The organism is Paracoccus subflavus (assembly GCF_004310345.1).
In the GTDB taxonomy this organism is placed as follows: Bacteria; Pseudomonadota; Alphaproteobacteria; order Rhodobacterales; family Rhodobacteraceae; genus Paracoccus; species Paracoccus subflavus.
Genome location: NZ_SISK01000002.1, coordinates 117,160 through 136,526 on the forward strand (window position 1 = coordinate 117,160; position 19,367 = coordinate 136,526).

General features: G+C 65.5%; 16 protein-coding genes. 7 read left to right on the forward strand and 9 right to left on the reverse strand.

Annotated features, from left to right (window positions below):
• The first annotated feature begins 22 nt into the window (after nucleotides 1–22).
• The 5 genes from glgB (at nucleotide 23) to EYE42_RS03700 (ending at nucleotide 9,547) form a co-directional block, all read left to right on the forward strand.
• Nucleotides 23–2,215, forward strand: coding sequence for a 1,4-alpha-glucan branching protein GlgB (gene glgB / locus EYE42_RS03680; RefSeq protein ID WP_130989967.1), 2,193 nt, complete (start codon nucleotides 23–25; stop codon nucleotides 2,213–2,215).
• Entirely contained in the window at nucleotides 2,215–3,471 is a 1,257-nt protein-coding gene (glgC, locus tag EYE42_RS03685) for a glucose-1-phosphate adenylyltransferase (RefSeq protein ID WP_130989968.1), read from the forward strand. The genes glgB and glgC overlap by 1 nt, the downstream gene beginning before the upstream one ends.
• A complete protein-coding gene (gene glgA, locus EYE42_RS03690; RefSeq protein ID WP_130989969.1) occupies nucleotides 3,471–4,895 on the forward strand; it encodes a glycogen synthase GlgA in 1,425 nt (474 codons plus the stop codon). The genes glgC and glgA overlap by 1 nt, the downstream gene beginning before the upstream one ends.
• Entirely contained in the window at nucleotides 4,892–6,991 is a 2,100-nt protein-coding gene (glgX, locus tag EYE42_RS03695) for a glycogen debranching protein GlgX (RefSeq protein WP_130989970.1), read from the forward strand. The genes glgA and glgX overlap by 4 nt, the downstream gene beginning before the upstream one ends.
• A gap of 171 nt (nucleotides 6,992–7,162) precedes the next feature.
• A complete protein-coding gene (locus EYE42_RS03700; protein ID WP_246020571.1) occupies nucleotides 7,163–9,547 on the forward strand; it encodes a glycogen/starch/alpha-glucan phosphorylase in 2,385 nt (794 codons plus the stop codon).
• Here EYE42_RS03700 and EYE42_RS03705 read toward each other — a convergent pair.
• From EYE42_RS03705 to EYE42_RS03740, 8 genes are all read right to left on the reverse strand, one after another.
• Complete coding sequence (locus tag EYE42_RS03705) at nucleotides 9,544–10,263, reverse strand: ABC transporter permease (RefSeq protein ID WP_246020572.1); 720 nt, start codon at nucleotides 10,261–10,263, stop codon at nucleotides 9,544–9,546. The two genes, EYE42_RS03700 and EYE42_RS03705, sit on opposite strands and share 4 nt — an antisense overlap.
• An 11-nt stretch (nucleotides 10,264–10,274) precedes the next feature.
• Nucleotides 10,275–11,195: an ABC transporter ATP-binding protein gene (locus EYE42_RS03710; protein WP_130989972.1), complete on the reverse strand. Its 921-nt coding sequence runs from the start codon at nucleotides 11,193–11,195 to the stop codon at nucleotides 10,275–10,277.
• Nucleotides 11,192–12,331, reverse strand: a complete 1,140-nt coding sequence (locus EYE42_RS03715) for an ABC transporter permease (protein ID WP_246020573.1) — start codon at nucleotides 12,329–12,331, stop codon at nucleotides 11,192–11,194. The genes EYE42_RS03710 and EYE42_RS03715 overlap by 4 nt, the downstream gene beginning before the upstream one ends.
• A gap of 6 nt (nucleotides 12,332–12,337) precedes the next feature.
• Nucleotides 12,338–13,243, reverse strand: a complete 906-nt coding sequence (gene osmF, locus EYE42_RS03720) for a glycine betaine ABC transporter substrate-binding protein OsmF (protein ID WP_130989973.1) — start codon at nucleotides 13,241–13,243, stop codon at nucleotides 12,338–12,340.
• A 73-nt stretch (nucleotides 13,244–13,316) separates the two neighbouring features.
• Entirely contained in the window at nucleotides 13,317–13,895 is a 579-nt protein-coding gene (locus EYE42_RS03725; protein WP_130989974.1) for a DUF1190 domain-containing protein, read from the reverse strand.
• Entirely contained in the window at nucleotides 13,892–15,133 is a 1,242-nt protein-coding gene (locus tag EYE42_RS03730; RefSeq protein WP_130989975.1) for a glutathionylspermidine synthase family protein, read from the reverse strand. Before EYE42_RS03730 ends, EYE42_RS03725 begins: the two co-directional genes overlap by 4 nt.
• Before the next feature lie 56 nt (nucleotides 15,134–15,189).
• Entirely contained in the window at nucleotides 15,190–15,654 is a 465-nt protein-coding gene (locus EYE42_RS03735) for an Lrp/AsnC family transcriptional regulator (RefSeq protein ID WP_130989976.1), read from the reverse strand.
• On the reverse strand, nucleotides 15,651–16,106 hold the full coding sequence (locus EYE42_RS03740; RefSeq protein WP_130989977.1) for an Lrp/AsnC family transcriptional regulator: 456 nt from the start codon (nucleotides 16,104–16,106) through the stop codon (nucleotides 15,651–15,653). Before EYE42_RS03740 ends, EYE42_RS03735 begins: the two co-directional genes overlap by 4 nt.
• A 131-nt stretch (nucleotides 16,107–16,237) precedes the next feature.
• On the opposite strand from EYE42_RS03740, the gene ilvC reads away from it, so the two are divergent.
• A complete protein-coding gene (gene ilvC, locus EYE42_RS03745) occupies nucleotides 16,238–17,260 on the forward strand; it encodes a ketol-acid reductoisomerase (protein ID WP_130989978.1) in 1,023 nt (340 codons plus the stop codon).
• 55 nt (nucleotides 17,261–17,315) lie between these two features.
• On the opposite strand, the gene yghU is transcribed toward ilvC, so the two are convergent.
• Nucleotides 17,316–18,182 carry a glutathione-dependent disulfide-bond oxidoreductase gene (gene yghU, locus EYE42_RS03750; protein ID WP_130989979.1) on the reverse strand — a complete coding sequence of 289 codons (867 nt, stop codon included), beginning with the start codon at nucleotides 18,180–18,182 and terminating at the stop codon, nucleotides 17,316–17,318.
• A gap of 102 nt (nucleotides 18,183–18,284) precedes the next feature.
• Between yghU and EYE42_RS03755 the strand changes: the two genes are divergently transcribed.
• The gene (locus tag EYE42_RS03755; RefSeq protein WP_130989980.1) at nucleotides 18,285–19,364 is read left to right on the forward strand and encodes a PA0069 family radical SAM protein; all 1,080 of its coding nucleotides are present in this window, start codon (nucleotides 18,285–18,287) and stop codon (nucleotides 19,362–19,364) included.
• Nucleotides 19,365–19,367 lie beyond the last annotated feature (3 nt).

Sequence of the window (19,367 nt, forward strand, 5' to 3'; positions counted from 1 at the left end):
CGGGCCGGCTAGAGTGAGGTTCATGGAACAGTCGAAGCAAGCATCCGGCCTGACGAACGACGACATCGCGGCTCTGTCCGGCGGGCGATGCGACCGGCCTTTCGACATCCTTGGACCCCATGGCGGCTGGCTGACGGTCTATCACCCCGATCTTGCCGCGCTGAGCGCCGTGACCCCCGGCGGCGAGGTTTCGCTGGACCGGGTTGCGGGCGATCTGTTCCGGGGACGGGTGGACGGCCCCTATCGGCTGAAGGCGCGGTCAGGTGGCGGGATAGAGTGGCTTTTTGACGATCCCTATCGTTTCGGGCAAGTGCTGGGCGAGATGGACCTGCATCTGCTGGGCGAGGGCACGCATCGGCGGCTGTGGCAGGCGCTGGGCGCGCATGTGATGACGCATGAGGATACGGCGGGCACGCATTTCGCGGTCTGGGCCCCCAATGCGCGCCGGGTGTCGGTGGTCGGGCCGTTCAATGGCTGGGACGGGCGGCGCCATCCGATGCGGCGGATCGGCGGTACGGGCGTGTGGGAAATCTTTTTGCCGGGCCTGGGCGAGGGGACGCTTTACAAATATGAAATCCTTGATGCCCAAGGCGGCCTTCTGATGAAGGCCGACCCGGTGGGCTTTGGCAGCCAGCATCCCCCTGAAAAGGCCAGCGTGGTGCGGGACATTTCGGGCTATGGCTGGAAGGATTCCGACTGGATGGCCGGCCGCGCCGTCATCCAGGATCGCCGTGCGCCGATCAGCATCTATGAGGTTCATCTGGGATCGTGGCGCCGCAAAATTGATCAGGGCGGCCGGCCGCTGTCCTACAAGGAACTGGCCCGCGATCTGGTGGCCTATGCGGTGGACATGGGGTTCACGCATCTGGAGCTTCTGCCGGTCAGCGAATTTCCGTTCGACGGCTCTTGGGGCTATCAGCCGGTGGGCATGTATGCACCCACCATCCGCTTTGGCCCGCCGCACGAATTCCGCGATCTGGTCGAGGCCGCGCACGAGGCGGGCTTGGGCGTGTTGCTGGATTGGGTGCCGGGCCATTTCCCGACCGATGCGCATGGGCTGGCCCGGTTCGACGGGACGGCGCTTTACGAACATGCCGACCCCCGCGAAGGCTTCCACCAGGACTGGAACACGTTGATCTATAACTATGGCCGGATCGAGGTTCAGAATTACCTGATCGCCAACGCCCTGTACTGGCTGGAGGAATACCACATCGACGGTTTGCGTGTGGATGCGGTGGCGTCCATGCTGTATCGCGACTATTCCCGGCGCGAAGGCCAGTGGATCCCGAACCGCCACGGGGGGCGCGAGAATCTGGAGGCCATCGAGTTCCTGAAGAACACAAATGTCGCAGCTTATGCGGAAAGCCCGGGCATCATGACCGTGGCCGAGGAAAGCACGTCCTTTCCGAAAGTGTCGGCCCCGGTCGATGCCGGGGGGCTGGGCTTCGGGTTCAAGTGGAACATGGGCTGGATGAACGACACGCTGCGCTACATGAGCCGCGATCCGGTGCATCGGCAATATCACCACGACCTGATGACCTTCGGGCTGATGTATGCCTTTTCGGAAAACTTCATCCTGCCGATCAGCCATGACGAGGTGGTGCACGGCAAGGGGTCGATGCTGCGCAAGATGCCGGGCGACGACTGGCAGCAATTTGCCAACCTGCGGGCCTATTACGGCTTCATGTGGGGCCATCCGGGCAAGAAGCTGCTGTTCATGGGCTGCGAATGGGGCCAGCCCGAGGAATGGAACCACAATGGCGAGCTGAACTGGCCGGCTGCGGCACAGCCGCGACATCAGGGGGTGCAGGCGCTGGTGCGCGACCTGAACCGTCTGTATCGCGGGACGCCTGCGCTTTATCGCAAGGACGCCGAGCCGGACGGGTTCGGATGGATCGCCACAGATGCGGCGCAATCGACCTTTGTGTGGCTGCGCCGGGGCGACGACGGCGACGCGCCGGTGGTCGTGGCCTGCAACATGACCCCGGTGCCGCGCCACCGGTTCCGCATCGGCGTGCCTTGCGCGGGTTACTGGCGCGAGGCGATCAACACCGATGCCGAACTTTATGGCGGCAGCGGCATGGGCAACCTGGGGGGGGTGCGCGCCAAGGATGGCCCGCAGGACGGGCAGCCCGCCTTTATGGAGATCACGCTGCCGCCCTTGTCGGTGGTGATCTTCGTGGCAGACAAAAGCGGCAAAGGGGAGGAACTGTGATGGCCGAGAAACGATTGACCCGCCGGGCCATGGCCTTCGTGCTGGCAGGCGGACGGGGCAGCCGCCTGCGGGAACTGACCGACCGCCGGGTAAAGCCGGCCGTCCATTTCGGGGGCAAGACCCGCATCATCGACTTTGCCCTGTCGAACGCGATGAACTCGGGCATCCGCAAGATCGCCATCGCCACGCAGTACAAGGCCCACAGCCTGATCCGCCATGTTCAGCGCGGCTGGAACTTTTTCCGTGCGGAACGCAACGAATTCATGGACATCCTGCCTGCCAGCCAGCGCGTGTCAGAGGAGCACTGGTACCGCGGGACGGCGGACGCGGTGACGCAGAACATCGACATCGTTGACAGCTATGACGTCGATTACATCATCATCCTGGCGGGCGATCACATCTACAAGATGGATTACGAGGTCATGCTGCGCCAGCATGTCGAAAGCGGCGCGGATGTGACCATCGGCTGCCTGACCGTGCCGCGCATGGAGGCCACGGCCTTTGGGGTGATGGCGGTGGACGGCACCGGGCGCATCACCTCGTTTCTGGAAAAGCCCGCCGATCCGCCGGGGATACCCGACGATCCCGACAGCGCCCTGGCGTCCATGGGGATCTATGTGTTTAGCTGGCCGTTCCTGCGCGACCTTCTGGAACAGGATGCCGAGGATCCGAATTCCAGCCATGATTTCGGCCATGACCTGATCCCCGCCATTGTGAAGAACGGCAAGGCCATGGCGCATCGCTTCGATGTGTCCTGCGTACGCGATCCGGGCGCCCCGGCCTACTGGAAGGACGTGGGCACCGTCGATGCCTTCTGGCAGGCTAATATCGACCTGACGAATTTCACGCCCGAATTGAACCTGTGGGATCGCGACTGGCCGATCTGGACCTATTCCGAAAGCGTGCCGCCGGCGAAATTCATCCATGACGAAAAGGATCGCCGGGGGGTCGCGGTATCCTCGATGGTGTCGGGCGGCTGCATCATCTCGGGAACGGAAATCCGCAACTCGCTGCTGTTCACGCAGGTTCATACCAACAGCTATGCCTGCCTGGATCACGTCGTTGCGCTGCCCTATGTCACCGTGAACCGCCATGCGCGTCTGACCCGTGCGGTGATCGACCGGGGTGTCGTGATCCCCGAAGGACTGGTCGTGGGCGAAGACCCCCAAGAGGACGCCCGGTGGTTCCGGGTCAGCGATGGCGGCATCACCCTGATCACGCAGGACATGCTGGACCGGCGGGCGGCCAGCCTGTGATGCGGGTTCTGTCGGTTGCCTCGGAATGCGCGCCGCTGGTCAAGACCGGGGGGCTGGCCGATGTGGCGGGCGCGCTGCCCGCCGCCCTGGCCGGGCAGGGGGTGGACATGCGCACCCTTCTGCCGGGTTATCCGGCGGTCATGGCGGCCTTGGGCGAGACGCCCGAGGTGGCCCGCTTCGATGACCTGTTCGGCGGACAGGGCCGGGTGCTGGCGGGCCGGGCAGGGGGGCTGGATCTGCTGGTGATCGACGCGCCCCATCTGTTTGCCCGGGCGGGCAACCCGTATCTTGGCCCCGACGGGCGCGACTGGCCCGACAATCCCGAACGCTTTGCCGCCCTGTCCTGGATCGGCGCGCATCTGGGCGTGCATGGCGCACAGCGCTGGCATCCGCAGATCCTGCACGGGCACGACTGGCAGGCGGGGTTGATGACCGAATACCTGCGCCAGATGGGCGGGGGTCCGGCCACCGTCCTGACCATTCACAACATCGCCTTTACCGGCACGACCGATGTCGGCCGGATGCATTCGCTGCGACTGGACCCGAACCGCTACACGGTCGATGGCTATGAATTCTGGGGCGGCATCTCGGCGCTCAAGGCCGGGCTGATGGGGGCCGATGCACTGACCACCGTGTCGCCCACCTATGCCGAGGAACTGATGACCCCCGACTACGGCATGGGCCTGGACGGGGTGATGCGGTATCGGCGCGAATCCCTGACCGGCATCCTGAACGGCATCGACACGGACGCCTGGAACCCCGCGACAGACCCGGCGATCCATCCCTATGGTGACCTTGACGGCAAGGCCGCGAACAAGTCCGCCCTGCGGGCCGAGATGGGCCTGCCCGATGCCGACGGCCCGTTATGCGTGATCGTGTCGCGCATGACCCACCAGAAGGGGCTGGATCTGGTGCTGGCGGCGCTGCCCGCGCTGCTGGACCATGGCGGTCAGCTTGTCCTGCTGGGATCGGGCGATCCGGCGCTTGAACACGGGTTCCGGATGGCGGGCGAACAGCATCCCGATGTCGCCGTGCGCATCGGCTATGACGAGAGCCTGTCCCATCGCCTGATCGCGGGCGGCGACGCGATCCTTGTGCCATCGCGGTTCGAGCCCTGCGGCCTGACCCAGATGTACGGGCTGCGCTATGGCACGATCCCCGTGGTGGGCCTGACGGGCGGGCTGGCGGATACGGTCATCAACGCCTCGCCCGCGGCGCTGGCGCAGGGCGTGGCGACGGGGGTGCAGTTCTCGCCCGTTACGGCCGACGCCCTGCGCAACGCCTTGGTCCGACTGTGCCAGCTTTATGCCGACCGTGACATCTGGCCGCGCCTGGTGGCCAATGCCATGGCCCAGCCGGTCGGCTGGGACCAGTCGGCCCGCGCCTATGCCGCGCTTTACGACAGGCTTGCAGCCGCCCGATGACCCGACCCGCCGCCGCCCTGGGCGCGATCACCGGGGGCCGCCCCTTTCCCCTTGGCGCGTCCTGTGACGGGGACGGGGTGAACTTTGCCCTGTTCTCGCGCCATGCCGACCGGGTGGTTCTGTGCCTGTTCGACGACCAGGACCGCGAAACCCGCATACCCCTGCCCGAACGCGAGGGCGATATCTGGTACGGCCATGTCGCCGGCCTGACCCCCGGACAGCGGTACGGGTTCCGCGTCTATGGACCCTATCGCCCCCAGGACGGGCACCGCTTCAATCCCAACAAACTGCTGATGGACCCTTATGCCCGGCGTCTCAGCGGGCGGCCCCGCGCCGATGACGCGTTGCTAGGATACCGCGCGGGCCATCCCGATGCCGACCTGTCCTTTGACCGTCGTGACAGCGCCGCCCATATGCCGCGGTCTGTCGTGACCGATCTTGGTCCCGGCGGGGACGACGACCCTCTGCGGCGCCCCCTGTCGGAAACGGTGATCTACGAGGCGCATGTCAGGGGCCTGACCATGCTGCATCCCGGTGTGCCGCGACCCGGCACCTTTCTGGCCATGGCCTCGGACCCGATCCTCGACCATCTGACCAGGCTTGGCGTCACCGCCATCGAGTTGCTGCCGGTTCATGCCTTTCACGACGAACGCTTCCTGACCGACCGGGGCAGGACGAACTACTGGGGCTACATGTCCTATGGGTTCTTCGCACCCGATCCGCGCTACATGGAGGGGGGCGACATCGCCGAATTCAGGCAGATGGTCGCCCGGTTCCACCAGGCCGGGATCGAGGTGATCCTGGACGTGGTCTATAACCACACCGCCGAAGGAAACGAGCTTGGCCCGACGCTGAATTTCCGGGGCATCGACAACGCGTCCTATTACCGTCTGGCCGACGACCGGCGTTTCTATGTCAACGATGCCGGCACGGGGAACGTGCTGGATCTGGACAATCCCTTCGTGCTGCGGCTGGTGATGGACAGCCTGCGCTACTGGGTCGAGACAATGGGCGTGGACGGCTTTCGCTTTGACCTGTGCACGGTCCTGGGCCGGTCGCGGGGCAGCTTCGATCCCGACGGGCCATTCTTTCGCACCATCCTGCAGGATCCGGTCCTGAACCGCGTCAAGCTGATCGCAGAACCCTGGGATCTGGGACCGGACGGCTATCGGCTGGGGGGCTATCCGGCGCCCTTTGCGGAATGGAACGACCGGTTCCGCGACGGCGTGCGGGCCTTCTGGAGGGGCGATCCGGACCATGTGGGCCAACTGGCCAAGCGGATTGCCGGATCGGCGGCGCGCTTTGACCATGGCGGACGGGCCGCAACCTCGTCCATCAATTTCGTGTCGGCACATGACGGATTCACGCTGATGGATACGGTCAGTTACGACCACAAGCACAACCAGGCCAACGGCGAGGACAACCGCGACGGCCACAATCACAACCTGTCCGACAATATGGGCGTCGAAGGCCCCACCGACGATCCGACCATCCTTGCGCGACGCATCCGCCGCCGCCGCAACCTGTTTGCCACCCTGATGCTGAGCCAGGGCACGCCCATGATGCTGGCCGGGGACGAGCTGGGCAAGTCGCAGGGGGGGAACAACAATGCCTATTGTCAGGACAACCCGACGGGCTGGGTGACATGGGCGGGGGCCGATCAGGGTTTTTTCGACTTCTGCCGGGCGGCAATCGCGTTTCGAAAGGCCCATCCGATCCTGCGCCAGCGGCGGTTCCTGCACAGCCAGCCGCGCGAACAGGACGGACTGCCCGACCTGTTCTGGCGCCGTGCCGATGGTCAGCCGATGACCTATCAGGACTGGGCCGACCCGGCCGGGCGGCTGCTGGCGGTGGAACTGCGCATGGCCTCGGGCACACCCGCCCATGCGGCGCTGCCGGGGGCGATCTTTCTGGTGTTCAACAACGGGCCGGCCACCGTTGTCCGCCTGCCCGAATCGACCCGTAATGGCCACTGGCGGCGCCAGTTCGACACCGCTTGCGATTCCATGCCGGACGATCCGGCAGCCCGGACAGAGGGGATCGCCGCGGAAAGCGTGGTGGCTTTTGTGTTGCGCGATGGTCCGATCAGGCCCTGACACGTGCCCACGCGGCAGGGCGGATCCTTGCGAAATGACGCGCTGCGAGGCGGGTGCCAAAGGGCTTTTCAATACCCGGCAAAGCTGGCAGCAGAAAATTAACATTTGTATCCTAGGGTGGCGGTTCGCCAGAATGGCGATGTGCGATCCCTTGCGGCAGGAGGCCCGATCTTGACATCAACCCCCACGGCCCAGACCCTGCACGATCGCATCCTGCATCATCTGGCCTACAGCCAGGGGCGGGGGGCGGAATTCGCCACGACCTTCGATTGGCGAATGGCGGTCAGCCATACCGTCCGCGATCTCATGACGCAGACCTGGATCGACGCCTTTCGCGCCGCCCGCGATCAGGGCGCCAAGCGGGTCTATTACCTGTCGATGGAATTCCTGATCGGCCGTATTCTGGACGATGCCATCATCAACCTGCGCCTTGAAAAGCCGATGGACGAGGCTTTGGGGATGCTGGGCCTGAACAAGCAGGAAATTCTGGACGACGAACCCGACGCGGCCCTGGGCAATGGCGGTCTGGGGCGGCTTGCGGCCTGCTTCATGGAATCGCTCTCATCGCTGAGCTGCCCCGCCTTCGGATTTGGCATCCGCTACGAGCATGGATTGTTCCGACAGCGGTTCGAGGGCGGCCAGCAGGTCGAATCGCCCGAGGATTGGTTGAACCAGCCCCACCCCTGGGAATTCGTCAAGATCGACTACAGCTATACCGTGGGCTTCAAGGGGCATGTCGAGCGGATAGGCGGCAGGTCGGTCTGGCATCCGGGCGAAAGCGTGATCGCGCGCGCCTATGACACGCCGGTGATCGGCTGGGGCGGCCACTGGGCCAACACGCTGCGGCTGTGGGGGGCACATCCGACCACCTTGCTGGATCTGCATCGCTTCAATGCCGGCGATCATACGGCGGCGGCCGAACCCGAGGCCTTGGCGCGAACCCTGTCGCGTGTCCTTTATCCCGACGACACGACCGACGCGGGCAAGGAACTGCGGCTGAAACAGGAATATTTCCTGACCTCGGCCTCGCTTCAGGACATCCTGCGCCGGTTCTTTCAGGAATATAGCGATCTGGAGATGCTGCCGGACAAGGTGGCGATCCAGTTGAACGACACCCATCCCGCCATTGCCGGACCGGAACTGATCCGCCTCTTGATGGATGATCACGGCCTTGCCTTCGAAAAGGCGCGCGACCTGGCGCGGGGGGTGCTGAACTATACCAACCATACCCTCATGCCCGAAGCGCTGGAACGATGGTCCACATGGCTGATGGGCCGCGTTCTGCCGCGCCACATGCAGATCATCCAGATGATCGACGACGACCACCGGCGGACCAGCGGGCGCCCGCCGCATGTGGGCATCATCCAGCACGATCAGGTGCTGATGGGCGAACTGGCCTTTGTCATGGCCAGCAGGGTGAACGGCGTGTCCGCACTGCATACCGAACTGGTCAAGAACACGGTGTTTGCGGATCTGCACCGATTGCATCCCGACCGGATCGTGAACCAGACCAACGGCGTCACTCCGCGCCGCTGGATGCGGCTGGCAAACCCCGGGCTGGCACGGCTTCTGGATGATACCATCGGCGAGGGGTGGACCACCGATCTGGACCGTCTGCGCGCGCTAGAGCCCCATGCCGACGACGCCGCCTTTCGCGAATCGCTGTCCGGCGTCAAGCGCGCCAACAAGGTATGGCTGTCCAACGGCCTTTTGGCGGGACTGGGCGTCAGGGCAGACCCCGATGCGATCTTCGACGTGCAGATCAAGCGCATCCACGAATACAAGCGGCAACTGCTGAATATTCTTGAAGCCATCGCCCTGTGGAAACGCATCCATGACGACCCCAAAGGCGACTGGACGCCCCGCATCAAGATCTTTGGCGGCAAGGCTGCCCCCGGATACTGGCTGGCGAAATCGGTGATCCACCTGATCAACGACGTGGCCGCAACCATCAATGGCGATCCGGTCACGGCGAAATTCCTCCAGATCGCCTATCCGTCGAACTACAACGTCTCGATGGCCGAGGATCTGATCCCGGCCGCCGACCTGTCCGAACAGATCAGCACGGCGGGCAAGGAGGCATCGGGCACCGGCAACATGAAATTCACCTTGAACGGCGCGCTGACAGTGGGCACGCTGGACGGGGCAAATGTCGAAATCCGCGATCTGGTCGGGCCAGAGAACTTTTTCCTGTTCGGCCTGACCGCCGAAAAGGCCGCAGCCGAGGCCGCCACTCCCGGCCATGCCCGCCACGCGATCGAGCAGAGCGAGGATCTGAAGACCGCGTTGCACCTGATCGCCGAGGGTCGCTTTGGCCGGGCCGAGAATTATTATCACCTGCTGGACCGAACCTGGAATGACGATCCTTTTCTGGTGGCCAGCGACTTCGACGCCTATTTCGCCACGCAGCGCCGCATCGATGCCGCCTACCGCGACAGCGCGGCCTGGGACCGGATGGCGGCGCTGAACATCGCGCGGGCGGGATTCTTTTCGTCCGACCGGACCATCCGGGGCTATATGAAGGATATCTGGCAGGCCCGGCCGGTGGTGATCTAGTCCAGTCCCGTCCGCAGCCGGGCCCGGCGTTCAAGCGCCTGGAAGCCGTGATGGATCAGCACGGCCAGGATGCCCACCACCAGCCCGCCCTGTACGACAAAGGCGGTATTGGCGGACAGCAGGCCCGCGATGATCACCTCGCCCAGGGTGCGGGCCGCGACCGTCGAGCCGATGGTCGCCGTTCCCAGCGAGATGACCGCTGTCAGCCGCATCCCGGCCAGAAGCAGGGGCAGGGCCAGGGGCAGGTCGATCTGCCATAGCCGCTGAACCGGGGTCAGGCCCATGCCGCGCGCGGCCTCGGCCACCTGTGGGGATTGGCCGGTCAGCCCGGCCAAGGCGTTTTCAAAGACCGGCAGCATGCCATAAAGAAACAGCGCGACCAGCGTCGGCCCGGTTCCGAACCCCATCACCGGCACCGCAAGCGCCAGCACGGCCACGGGCGGCAGCGTCTGGCCCACTGCGGTCACGGTCCGCGCCAGCGGCAGGAACTCGCGTCCCGACCGGCGCGTGACCAGAATAGCCAGCACAAGGCCCGCCACCGTCGAGGCCAGAACCGCCACCGTCACGATCCCCAGATGCGACAGTGTCAACGACAGGATGCTGGTCTGCTGATAGATGGCCGGGGCGCCGTTTCGGGTCAGGGGCTGGAACAGCGGGGCAAAGCGATCCGGTGCCACCAGAAAGGCAGCCAGCACCATTCCCGCAATCGCCATCATCCAGCGCCCCGTCATCGCGGGCGGGCCAGGGCGCGCAGGGTGTCCAGCGTGATGACACCGCCGCCCGCAACGGGCAGGGCGTCCCGCCCGCTCCACAGGCATTCGGCCAATGCGTCGCGCAGGCTGGCCTCGGCGGGGATGGGGGGGCCTTCGGCCCTGCCGGGGGCAGCCACGTCCGAAACGGGCGTCAGCGACAACAGCCGCAGCGCCCGGTCGCCCGTGCCAATCAGGTCGCGCACGAAAGGCGTCGCCGGGTCGGTCAGGATGCGCGCCGGGGGGGCATATTGCACCAGTTGGCCGCCATCCATGACGGCGATCCGGTCGCCCAGGTCCACCGCCTCGGTCATGTCATGGGTGACAAGGATCAGCGTGGTGCCCAGACGGCGCTGGATATCCCTGAGATCGGCCTGCGCCTTGGCCCGGATCAGCGGATCCAGCGCGCCAAAGGGTTCGTCCATCAACAGCAGGTCTGGTTTCGCCGCCAGCGCGCGGGCCACGCCCACCCGCTGCGCCTGTCCCCCCGACAACCGGTGTGGCATCCGGTTGCGGAACTGGGCGGGATCCAGTTGGAACAGGGCAAGCAGCTCATCGACCCGGGCGTCGATCTGCGGCCTGGGCCAGCCCAGCAGACGCGGCACGGTGGCGATGTTCTGCGCCACGGTCCAGTGCGGAAAGAGCCCGTGCCCCTGGATGGCATAGCCGATCCTGCGCCGCAGCAGATGGGCGGGCAGGGTGGCTGTGTCGGCCCCCTCGATCAGAACCTGGCCGGACGACGGTTCGATCAGGCGGTTGATCATGCGCAGAAGGGTGGTCTTGCCCGATCCCGATGTGCCGACCAGCACCACCAGTTCTCCGGTCTTTACCGTCAGGCTGACGTCATCGACCACGGCAATGCCGTTATACAGGCGGGTCAGGTTCCGGATTTCGATCACGGAGCAGGCCTTCGGGTTCCCTGCACCAGAAGGTCCAAGGCAATGCCCGCAACCAGCGCCAGCGCCACGGTCGGCAATGCGCCCAGCAGCACCAGATCCATGGCGGTCTGGTTCAGCCCCTGAAAGACAAACGTGCCAAACCCCCCACCCCCGATCAATCCGGCGATCACAGCCAGCCCGATGTTCTGGACCATCACGATACGCACCGCCGCCAGCAGGACCGGCAGCGCCAGGGGCATCAGCACCTGCCCCAGAACCTGTGCGCGGGTCATGCCCAGGCCCACGGCGGCATCCCGAATGGCCACGGGAACTCCGGTCAGTCCGGCCAGGGTGTTGGACACTACCGGCAGCAGCGCATACAGAAACAGCGCCGTCAGCGCCGGGAAGGCACCAATACCCGACACTCCGGCCGCCCCGGCCCCCGGAACCGTCGCGGCGACCCACCCCAGAACAGGGATCATGATCCCGAACAGCGCCAGCGACGGCACGGTCTGCACGATGTTCAGCACGCTCAGCACCGGGCCGCGCCAGCGCGGAGACTGGTAAACAGCGATGCCCAGGGGAATGCCCGCCAGCAGCGCCAAGCCCAGCGAGCCCAGGGCAAGCGTCAGATGCGCCCGAGCCTCGCGCGCGAACAGGTCGCTGCGGCTGGCATATTCGCGCATCACCGACACGCCGTCCAAAATGCCCGATACAAGGATCGCCGCGGCGATTCCCACCGCGCCTGCCAGCATCGCCCAGCGCCACGTCAACGAGAGCCGCAGCCGACCGACCGCATCCGCCGCCATCAGTCCAAAGGCCAGCAGCAAGAGCCAGAAGCCCACGGCAGGGGATACGCGTGCCAGGGCATTTCCCGATTGCTGCAAATGGGTCGCCGCCATGCCCAGCAGCAGCAAGACCGCCAGCAGCCCCGCGATCGCCACGCCTAGCCGCAGGTCGGCGGTCCAGCGGGGCAGGCAGGCGGCCAGCAGAACGACAGCCATTACAATGGTAATGGCGGCGCCCCCTGGCAAGCCCGCCAGCGCGATCCCTTCGCCCGGGACGATGCGGTTGGGCCTGAGCTGCACCAGCGGCAGTGCCAGTCCCGCCAGCCCGGTCAAGGCAAACAGGACAGCGGGCGGCTGGATTCGCGGCACCGCCGGTCAGTCCAGAAAGCCCGCCTGTTCCAGGTAATCGCGGGCCACGGCCTGCGCCGGCTCTCCTCCGACCTGGATGCGGCCGTTAAGCGTCTGAAGGGTTTGCAGCGACAGCGATTCGAAGATCGGCTGAAGCACCTCGGCGATCTGGGGATGCGCCTCCAGCACCGATGCCCGGACGATGGGGGCGGGCTGATAGACGGGCTGCACGGCCTTGTCATCTTGCATCACCAGCAATCCCGCCTCGGCAATCGCCCCGTCGGTGCCATAGACCATGGCCGCGTTCACGCCCGATGTCTGCTGCGCTGCCGCCGCGATGGTCGCGGCCGTATCGCCGCCCGCAAGCTGGACCAACTGGTCGGGGGTCAGGGTAAAGCCGTAGGTTTCCTGAAACGCCGGCAGGGCTGCGGGCGAGGTGACGAATTCGCTGGACGCGGCCAGCTTGATTGCACCGCCGCCTGCGATCCATTCGCCCATCTGGGACATGGTGGTCAGGCCGTTTTCCTCGGCCAGATCCTGGCGCAGCGCGATTGCCCAGGTGTTGTTGGCGGGGGCGGGCGTCAGCCAGACGATGTCGTTCTGTTCACGGTCCAGCTCGGCCACGCGGGCATAGCCCTGGGCCGCGTCCTTCCAGACCTCGCTGTCGGCCTCGTTGAAGAAAAAGGCGCCGTTGGCGGTATATTCGGGATAGATGTCGATCTGCCCCGCCACGATGGCGTCGCGCATGATCGGCGTGCCGCCCAGTTGCAGCCTGTCCTGCACCGGCAGGCCTGCATCCTGCAGGGCCAGCAGGATCATGTTGCCCAGCAAGCCGCCTTCGGTGTCGATCTTCGAGGACACAACGATGTCCTGGGCGGCCAGGGGAGTCGCCGCCATCATCAGAACGGCGGCAAGCGGGGCGAGACGGGGCATGGGGAACTCCTGCACGGGAAAGGTCAAGGCATGACGTCTTGACGCCAATAAGGTTCCTACGCCCGCGCCCCTGTCAACCGCTGACCGCCCTGCTGCCGGCGGTCGAGCCGAAGCCGCCGCGCGATGCGGCGGTGGCCCGCGTCATCGGCGCCTGTCCCATGGTCTGCGCAGGCCGGGCGAACTGGTTGGAATTCAGCGCCGCGCGCCCGGTGTTGCTGGAAAAGGTGCTGGTGCGCGCGGCGTTGGTATAGCCCCCGCCCGCCGTGCGGTACATCGGCTGGGACCGCGACAATCCGCCGCCCCCCAGCATCGACCCGATCAGATACCCCGCCAGCAGCGGCATGAAGATGCTGCCCGACCCGCCATTCGACACCTGCTGATCCTCTGACCCGCAGTTGCCGACGCCGTGCTGTTCCTCGCAGACCTGCAGGCTGTCGTATCGGGGGGCGGATTCGACGTGCAACTGTTCGGCCTCGGCGAAGGTCTGTTCGCATTCGGCGGCGGTGAACAGCCCCCCTTCGGCCGCGGCGGCCTGACAGCTTGCCAGATCAGGAAAGGCCTGAGCATCGACCTGTTCGTCGCGACAGCCGGCGATGGCAAAGCTGGCGGCGCCAAGGATGGTCAGCGCAACGGTTCCGGATCGTTTCCTCATGGCATTTTCCCCTGCTCCGCGATGAAATGCGGCTTGAAGCGCGACAGATCCTGCGTGATGCGCGCCCTGTCCTCGCGCATGCCCATGCCTACGCACCGATCGCCCACGATCCAGGCGCCGACGATCGGCCTGAACCCGTCGAAATCGGGCAGGGACGCATAGGCCTGAACGATGCGCGGGTGCTGGTCATAATCCGTATTCGGAGAGGCCTCGGTGACTTCGCCACCCTCGACGATGCTGACGCCCGCGCCCTCGCGCGAAAAGATCGGCTTGACCACATGGGCGCGCCGGAACTGGTCGGCGACCTTGGCAAAGGCATCGGCCACAGCGGGAAGCGGACGTCCCCCAGCCACCAGCGCGTCGGCCACGTCGTCGGCAAAGAAGGCGGGCAGCAGGTTGGGGTGGCCCGGAAACATCTGCCACAGCACCGGCAGAATACCCTTGTTGGACACAAGCGCCTTCCAGGCGGGTTCCAGGAACAGGCAACCCGATCCCGTGATGTGGCGGGCATAATCGTCGCGCAGCAGATCCTCCCACGGATACAGCTTGAACAGCGTGCCGATCACCCGATCCTCGGCATCGACGAACTGCCCCTGTTTCGTCACGCCCAGCTTGTCCAGGTCGCTGTAATGGGCGCCCATCCCCGCTTCGCGCGCGGCCCAGGCCATGGCCTCGACGGTGGCGTAATCTTCGGGGTTGTTCGCCATCGCCGTGAAATGGATGTCGGTGTTGGGGGGAAACAGCGTGCGGAACCGTTCCACCAGCGCCTCGTGGATGCCGTTGAACTGGTCGGCGCCATCGGGCAGCACGCCCGCAGCCAACTGGTCCTCCAGCCACTGCCACTGGAACGATGCGCTTTCATACAGCGAGGTCGGCGTATCGGCGTTGTATTCCAGCAGCTTGGCCGGGCCGGTGCCATCATAGGCCAGATCCAGCCGGCCATAGATCTCGGGCTCATTCCGCCGCCAGCTATCGGCGATCAGGTCGCGATGCGGGGCGGGGATGCCCAGCCGGTCCATCATCTGCTCGCTGCCCACGATCTCGGCCACGGCGTCGCGGCACATGGCGTGCAGCTCGGTCGAGGGATCCTCGATATCGTCCTCGATCTGGCGCAGCGTGAACCGATAGGCCGAGCTTTCGTCCCAATAGGGCTCGCCATGCATGTCGGCGAAGGTAAAGCCCACCTCGCGCGCGGTATCGCGCCAGGTCGGTCGTTCGGGAAGGGTGATCTTCTGCATGATGGTTTCTAGCGCGCAGGGCGGGACGGGACCAGCCGGATTCGCGCGCATTGCCATCACAAGCTGCCCAGCGGCCCCGGCCGTCGCTCCTCGGACAGCATCACGTTTGCCTCGACCTGGCCCACGCCGGGAAGGGTCATGATGCGGCGGCGCAGGATGCGTTCGAAATCGGAAATGTCGCGGGCGGTGATGCGCAAACGATAGTCGAACTGGCCCAGAACGTGCTGGACGGTCTGCACCTCGGGGATGGCGGTCACCGCGCGCTCGAAATCCTCCAGGCTTGTGCGGCCCTTTGTCGCCAGTCGGATGCCCAGGAACACGGTGACCCCAAAGCCGAGCGCGGCATTGTCCACGATCACCCGCCGCCCCGCCAGGATGCCGCTGTCGGACAGGCGCCTGATGCGGCGCCAGGCGGCGGGCTGGCCGATGCCGACGGCGCGCCCGATATCCGCCGCGCTCTGGGTGGCATCGCCGGTCAGGATCCGCAGGATCGCCAGGTCCGTCGCATCCAGGCCGGTCACAGCGCCAGTTCCCCGCTGTCCTTGATGGTGCTGACCAGCATCAGCGCGTCGCTGTCGGACACATGCGGCAGGGTCAGGATCCGGTCGCGATAGATCTGCTGCCAATGCGCCATGTCGCGGGCGATCACCGACAGGCGCAGGTCCACGCTGCCGAGGAAGGTCTGGATTTCCGTGACCTCGGGCACCTCGCGCGCGGCGGCGATGAATTCGTCAAAGGCGCGGGGGCTGGTCTTGTCCAGCGTGAAACGCAGGCTGACCTGCACCTCGTATCCCAGGGCGCGCCAGTCGATGCGCTCCTGAATGGCGGCGATCACGCCGGTATCGCGCAACCGGTCCAGACGCCGCCACAGGCTGGCGGGCGCCACGCCTGCGCGTTCGGCCAGAACCGCGTTGGTGGCCCGGGGGTCGGCAAGCAGATGGCGAAGGATCCGGCGGTCCGTGCTGTCGGGCATGAAAATTTCATTAACAATAAAAACCGAGCATGGCCATTACTGGAATGCTGTATGAAGCGATAAAATCAGATGCCAATACAATCGGCCCTGTTCCTAGAAATGCAGCATCGGAGACAAAGAGGACTTATCCCATGCGCGTTTACTATGACCGCGATTGCGACGTGAATCTGATCAAGGACAAGAAGGTCGCGATCCTCGGCTATGGCAGCCAGGGCCATGCCCATGCGCTGAACCTGCGCGATTCGGGCGCCAAGAACGTGGTCGTCGCCCTGCGCGAGGGCAGCCCCTCTGCGAAAAAGGCCGAGGGCGAGGGTCTGAAGGTCATGGGCATTGCCGAGGCCGCCGCCTGGGCCGACCTGATCATGTTCACCATGCCGGACGAACTGCAGGCCGAAACCTATCGGAAATACGTCCACGACAACCTGCGCGAGGGCGCGGCGATCGCCTTTGCCCACGGGCTGAACGTGCATTTCGGCCTGATCGAACCCAAGCCCGGCGTCGATGTCATCATGATGGCGCCCAAGGGTCCGGGCCACACCGTTCGCGGCGAATACGTCAAGGGCGGCGGCGTGCCCTGCCTGGTCGCGGTGCATCAGGACGCCTCGGGCAAGGCGATGGACATCGGCCTGTCCTATTGCTCGGCCATCGGTGGCGGCCGGTCGGGCATCATCGAGACCAACTTCCGCGAGGAATGCGAGACCGACCTGTTCGGGGAACAGGCGGTGCTGTGCGGCGGTCTGGTCGAACTGATCCGCTGCGGCTTCGAGACGCTGGTCGAGGCGGGCTATGAGCCCGAGATGGCCTATTTTGAATGCCTGCACGAGGTAAAGCTGATCGTGGACCTGATCTATGAAGGCGGCATCGCCAACATGAACTATTCGATCAGCAACACGGCCGAATATGGCGAATACGTCACCGGCCCGCGCATCCTGCCCTATGAGGAGACCAAGGCCCGCATGAAGGCGGTGCTGCAGGACATCCAGCAGGGCAAGTTCGTGCGCGACTTCATGCTGGAAAACAGCATCGGCCAGCCGACGCTCAAGGCCTCGCGCCGCGCCAACGACGAACACCAGATCGAGCAGGTCGGCGCCAAGCTGCGCGAGATGATGCCCTGGATCTCCAAGGGCAAGATGGTGGACCGCGCGCGGAACTGATCAGGCAGCCACCGGATCGCGAATACAAACGAGGGGGCCTTTGGGCCCCCTTGTCTTATGCTTGCAGCTTGTCCTGTGTCCGGGTCTGGAAATCCGAGGCGTCGTGGCGTTCCCACAACTGCTTCGCCGGATCCTCGTCCGAGGTGTTGTTCACCATGATGCCGCGCTGCACCGCCGGGCGTGCGGCGATCTCGGCCTGCCAGCGGTGGACGTTACGATAGCTTTGTGCGTCCAGGAAGGTCGCCGCGTCGCCATAGGCGCCGCCGGTGACCAGCCGCCCGTACCAGGGCCAGATCGCCATGTCGGCGATGGTATAGTCGTCCCCGGCGACAAAGCGCGTCTCGGCCAGTCGCTTGTCCAGCAGATCCAACTGGCGCTTGACCTCCATGGTAAAGCGGTCGATCGCATATTCGATCTTGGTGGGCGCATAGGCATAGAAATGCCCGAAGCCACCGCCCAGATAGGGGCCCGCGCCCATCTGCCAGAACAGCCAGTTCAGCGTCTCGGTGCGCGCGGCCGGGTCGGTGGACAGGAAGGCGCCGTATTTCTCGGCCAGATACAGCAGGATCGAGCCCGATTCAAAGACCCGCCGCGGCGGCGTCACCGAATGGTCCATCAGCGCCGGGATCTTGCTGTTCGGGTTCACCGCCACGAAGCCGCTGCCGAACTGGTCGCCGTCGGTGATGCGGATCAGCCAGGCGTCGTATTCGGCGTCATGGCCTGCCTCGAGCAGTTCCTCGAGCATGATCGTGACCTTTTGCCCATTGGGCGTGGCCAGCGAATAAAGCTGCAGGGGATGCTTGCCCACTGGCAGATCGCGGTCGAACTGGGCGCCGGCGGTGGGCTTGTTGATGCTGGCGAACTGGCCGCCATTCTCGCCCTTCTGGCTCCACACCTTTGGCGGGGTATAGTCCTCGGTCATGACAGCTCCTGATATCGGTCGGGCGCAGGATGGGGGTCGGCCGAGCAAACATCAACCGTCAAAACGCTGGCGAATGTTCCGTGATTGTTCTAGGATCTTGCCATGCTGCCGCCCCGCAATCCAGACGAGCGCCTCAAGGCCCGAGGCACGGATACCCGCCCCGATGGACGGTTCGAACCCCATCAGCGGGTCCGCGAATCCGACGACTGGGACATCCCCGAGGATCAGCACCTGCTGCGGACCGAGGTGTCTTTCGAACGCCCGCGCAGCATCATCACCCGCAACACCTCGCCCGACATCAGCTTTGACCGGTCGATCAACCCCTATCGGGGATGCGAACACGGCTGCATCTATTGCTATGCCCGGCCGACCCATGCCTATCTGGGCCTGTCTCCGGGGCTGGATTTCGAAACGCGCATCACCGCGAAACCCGAAGCCGCCCTTTTGCTGGCCCGCGAACTGGCCCGGCCCGGCTATCGTCCGGCGCCGATCGCCATGGGGACGAACACCGATCCCTATCAGCCGGTCGAATCGCGCCTGGCGATCATGCCGGGGATTCTGCGGGTGCTGTCGGACTGGAACCATCCGGCGACGCTGGTCACGCGCGGGCATACGGTCCTGCGCGACCTGGACCTGTGGGCGGAACTGGCGGCCAAGGGCATGGCGGCGGTAGGCGTCAGCATCACCACGCTGGACGCAGGTCTTGCCCGCGCGATGGAACCTCGTGCCCCTGCGCCGCAAACCCGGCTGCGCATGATCCGCGGCTTGTCCGCCGCCGGGGTGCCGGTGCGCGTCATGGTGGCCCCCGTCATCCCGGTCCTGACCGAACCCGAAATCGAGGCGATCCTGACCGCCGCGCGCGAAGCGGGGGCCACGACGGCCAGCATGATCCCCCTGCGCCTGCCGCTGGAGGTGGCGCCGCTGTTCCGCAACTGGCTGGAGAGGCACCGTCCCGGCATGGCGGCGCATGTGATGAACCGGGTCCAAGCCATGCGCGGCGGACGCGACAACGACCCGCGTTTCGGCCACCGTTTCTGGGGCAGCGGCATCGAGGCGGACCTCGCCCGGCAACGGTTCCGGCTGGCCCGCAGGCGCCTGGGCTATCAAGACAGCGGCGTGCCGCTGGATTGCAGCCGCTTTGGTCCGCCGCCCAGGGCAGGGGACCAGTTGTCGCTGTTCTAGGCG